The organism is uncultured Thiodictyon sp., assembly GCF_903946935.1.
In the GTDB taxonomy this organism is placed as follows: Bacteria; Pseudomonadota; Gammaproteobacteria; order Chromatiales; family Chromatiaceae; genus Thiodictyon.
Genome location: NZ_CAJAXH010000184.1, coordinates 1 through 3784, shown reverse-complemented (window position 1 = coordinate 3784; position 3784 = coordinate 1). Strand labels below are relative to the sequence as shown.

General features: G+C 61.0%; 5 protein-coding genes. All 5 read left to right on the top strand.

Going from position 1 to position 3784, the window contains the following annotated elements:
* Positions 1 to 124 precede the first annotated feature (124 nt).
* The 5 genes from QZX93_RS15735 (at position 125) to QZX93_RS15715 (ending at position 3555) form a co-directional block, all read left to right on the top strand.
* Positions 125 to 811, top strand: coding sequence for a hypothetical protein (locus tag QZX93_RS15735; RefSeq protein WP_295388018.1), 687 nt, complete (start codon positions 125 to 127; stop codon positions 809 to 811).
* A gap of 44 nt (positions 812 to 855) precedes the next feature.
* Positions 856 to 1059, top strand: coding sequence for a hypothetical protein (locus QZX93_RS15730; RefSeq protein ID WP_295388015.1), 204 nt, complete (start codon positions 856 to 858; stop codon positions 1057 to 1059).
* Positions 1060 to 1215: 156 nt separating this feature from the next.
* Positions 1216 to 1446 (top strand): DUF433 domain-containing protein, encoded by a 231-nt coding sequence (locus QZX93_RS15725; RefSeq protein ID WP_295388013.1) that lies wholly within the window; start codon positions 1216 to 1218, stop codon positions 1444 to 1446.
* On the top strand, positions 1443 to 1784 hold the full coding sequence (locus tag QZX93_RS15720) for a DUF5615 family PIN-like protein (RefSeq protein ID WP_295388010.1): 342 nt from the start codon (positions 1443 to 1445) through the stop codon (positions 1782 to 1784). The genes QZX93_RS15725 and QZX93_RS15720 overlap by 4 nt, the downstream gene beginning before the upstream one ends.
* Positions 1785 to 2742: 958 nt before the next feature.
* Positions 2743 to 3555 carry a hypothetical protein gene (locus QZX93_RS15715; RefSeq protein WP_295388007.1) on the top strand — a complete coding sequence of 271 codons (813 nt, stop codon included), beginning with the start codon at positions 2743 to 2745 and terminating at the stop codon, positions 3553 to 3555.
* Positions 3556 to 3784: the final 229 nt, after the last annotated feature.

Genomic DNA, 3784 nt, shown 5'->3' with positions numbered 1-3784 from the left:
GCAAATGCTCCGACGGGTTCCGTGATATCAAAGATCAGTTTATTCGGCATGACCTGAGCCTTGGGCAATGGAACTACGTTGTTGACCCCAACGGGTTCTCTTGATAAAAGTGTTTAAGTTATTTTTGAATCGTTACTTACCTGTCCATTGGCAGGACGATTTCTTCGACCTCGCCAATGCGCAAGAACTGGATGCCCAGGTCGCGCTCATCGACGATGCCAGGGCACTGCTGCGCCGCTCCTCCGGGCGCTATGACGGTCTGGTTGCGCTTCGCGGGCGCACCGAAAAGATCAACCCGCACCATACTCCCTGGGAACAGGGCTATCAGGTCGCCAGAACCCTCCGGGGGAGGCTTGGTCTTGGCACTGATCCACTGAACAGCGATGCGGCCTTGGCCGGGGCCTTTGGCATTCCCGCGCTCGGTTGCGTCAGCATCCCTGATCCGCGTGCCAGGAAACTGTTCGATGGCATGGTGGACACGGATGACGGCGAACGCCCCGGTTTCCTGACCACAAAATCCAGGCCCGAGCAGGTCCGGTTCGCCTTCTGCCGTGGCCTCTTCGAATACCTGACCGCGCCAGGGACGCCATCTGCGCTCGTAACCGTCGCCCGGACCGATCGACAGAAGCGCAACCGCGCCTTCGCCGCCGAATTGTTGGCGCCCGCGGACTGGCTACGAAAACGGATCAACGATAGCTGGGTGAGTCCCGACGAGGTGGATGAGTGGGCCGGGGAACTTGGGGTCTCGCCTGAGGTCGTTGACCGACAGATCCAGAACCACCGGTTGGCTACGGTCGAGGGGTTTGGGTAGCACCTTTCCTGATCGGCGCGGCGCATGGATTCTGACCCTGACAGTTGCCCGTCGTTGGTCTCGACGGCCTGGAGGCCGCCCACGGGCAGCCGGGCCATGCGACGGATCGCGATGTCGCTGCCGCCCGGGATCGTGCCCATGGTGGCGGCGGGCTCGGCCAGAGGGCGCGGGGTGGCGCGGCGAGTGTCGCGGCGAAAAGCCCTGAAAACCCGGAGAAGCGCATTGACGGAAACCCGGACCGGCTGTAAAGGTGCCCTCAGGGTGCCCGATTGCGAAGAGCGCGGCAGCGCCCAGGGCACTTGGGAACAAGGCGATACGCGCCTACCGCCGCGTGACGCAACGGCGCATAATCGCGGTTCAACGCCCGTAAAGCCAACTGCCCAGTCCCCCGGAGCCACGCCGAAATGCGCAACCAAGAACTCGCGGATCGCATCACCAGCAACCCCGCTCAATGTGGTGGCCGTCCCTGCATTCGCGGGATGCGTATCCGGGTAACAGACATCATTGAGATGCTCGCCGATGGGGTGAGCACCACAGAGATCCTGGCCGATTTCCCCGACTTGGAGCCCGAAGACATTCGGGCCTGCCTGCTATTCGCCGCCCAACGCACCGAGATTCCCCGGCTGGCCGCATGACCATCTGGCTCGACGCGCAACTGCCGCCGACATTGGCACCTTGGTTGAGTGCCAATTTTTCCATTGACTGCCGCGCGGTGCGTGATCTCGGACTTCGCGATGCTGACGACCTGACGATCTTCCACGCCGCCCGCGCCGCCCACGATGTCGTCATCCTGAGTAAGGACAGCGATTTTGTCGACTTGGCGTTGCGCCTGGGCACACCGCCGCAGATCCTTTGGCTCACCTGCGGCAATCTGACCAATCGGCGACTGCGAAGTTTGCTGCAAGAAGTCTTTGCGGATGCCGTGGCGCTACTGGCAGGCGGCAATTCGGTGGTCGAAATCGCCGACCGGTAGTTTTGCCGAAACGGTTGATATCACAAGCGGGGAGTGCGGTTTAGCGACGCCTAATCCGACCTGGCGGGCCGGAAGGGGTATGCGCTTCTCCGCATTTTGCGAATTGGGTACACTGTCTCCAGAAGTCCCCCGGGGAAGGCGCTGGCAGCTTTGATGTCGTCGATTAACGCCCCAGCCAACAAACTCGCCCCAGGCTGTAGGGTGCGGTGAGGAACCAACCGCACCGCCGGCCGCGGCTGGGTTCGTCAACGCGTCACAGCCGACACGACTCCCGACCGATGGGCTATCAGCACCCATCCCTCGGTGTTTCGACGACGACTGTTCGCGGTCATTCCCGATGTCTGGGACATTCCAAAAAATCCTTCGCACCGTTTCCCACCGACTTTGTACCGGTTCCCGACGACTTTTCACCGCGCACCAAAAAATGACGTAACAAACTGTATTAAAATATCTTTTATACTTCACTTCCAGCAGGTGAACGGATACCTCCATTGGTAACATCTTCCCAGCGCGCGGGAACCTTTTCCCACCGCCTGGGAACCCTGACTGAGTTCGTGGGTGACTTTCCCAGCCCGTGGGACGTTCGCCAAAGATCGACGGAACCTTTTTCGACCCCGAGGGACGCCTGATCGCTCGCGATCATACCTCTCCCTCCGCACTGGATACCGTCATCAACACCGGCGGAACCCACTACCAGCGCCCCGGAAGGCAGTTCCCGACGTTGCAGCGAAACCCCCGTGGGAGCGGCTTCAGCCACGACCCAACCTCGCAAGTGTCCGTGGACTCGTCGCGGCTGAAGCCGCTCCCACGGGGGGGCTTTCATCCGCCGGGGTGGATGGCTTTGCTGCCATGGCCGTTAGCATCGATAAACAAGTCCACGGCTTGCGCGACGGGGCCTGATGCCGAGTCCCAGCCCCCCGGAAGTCGCACCGACAGCCGATGGTGGCACCTCGGCCCGATGGCAGCCCGTCCCAGCCGCGATGCAAAAAAAGGTCTTGCATTTGGTGGCGAACTAGCGGCTGGATTTATCCAGCATACTCGTTATTTAATTTTTCAATGGGCAGGAAAGACCGCCATCGTGCCGAATTCAACAGTCATCCCTCGTACAGATGCGGGAAAGCTGGCCCTGCTCCAGCATCTCGACACCACGTTGTCGGCCTATGCCGCCGCGCTGGAATTCGGCGCGAACGATCTGTCTGAACTGGACAGGGCGACGGCCTGGCTCAAGTATGCCATCGACCTGCAATCCGCCTTCAAGGCCGGCGGTGAGGCCACGGTTGCCTTTAGGAACGCCGTGCGCGATGGCTCGCCGACGGGTAAGGCCGTTGTCCCCTCGTTCCCCATCCTCACGCCACCCCCGGGCGAGCCCTTTCTCGATGTGGTCGGATATGTGTCCAGGCTGATCACCCGCATCCGCATCCACGAGAATTACACGGAAGCCATCGGCAAGGCCCTGAACATCACCCCGGCAAAAAGTGTAGCCGTGGACCCGGCCACCATGCCGCCCGCCCTCGCCGTTGATTTCCAGGGCGGCCAACCGCGCGTCCTCCGGTCCATGCAAGGCATGGACGCACTGGAGCTCGAGGCCGATCACGGTAACGGCAATTTTGCCCTGCTCACCATCGACATGACGCCCAACCATATCGACACGACCCCCTTGCCGCCGTCCGGCAGCGTGGTGCTGTCGAAATATCGAGCCATCTATCGCGTTCGCGACCAGCGGGTGGGGAATTGGAGTCAGGTGCTGGAGGTGAGTGTGAAGGGGATTTGAGAATGGGCTGCCTATCAGGATGATAAGAAAGAATCGGTCAAAGGGCTGTGATTTCTTGCCATCAGCGCTGTAGCAGATGGTGATAATTGAGCCGGAGAGTAAGCCGGGTTCTTGCCGTCGCTTAGGCCGAAGTTTGTGTTCTCTGTTGCCGCCTGGTTTCCCGGCGGTGCCACGCTATCTCTGCCATACGACGATTCGTTCCCGGCTCCTCGCAGAACCGGACTTGGAG

Excerpts from the sequence above, each read along its gene's own strand:
- QZX93_RS15715 (WP_295388007.1), top strand. The coding sequence starts at position 2,743 with ATGGCAGCCCGTCCCAGCCGCGATGCAAAAAAAGGTCTTGCATTTGGT.
- QZX93_RS15720 (WP_295388010.1), top strand. The coding sequence starts at position 1,443 with ATGACCATCTGGCTCGACGCGCAACTGCCGCCGACATTGGCACCTTGG.
- QZX93_RS15725 (WP_295388013.1), top strand. The coding sequence starts at position 1,216 with ATGCGCAACCAAGAACTCGCGGATCGCATCACCAGCAACCCCGCTCAA.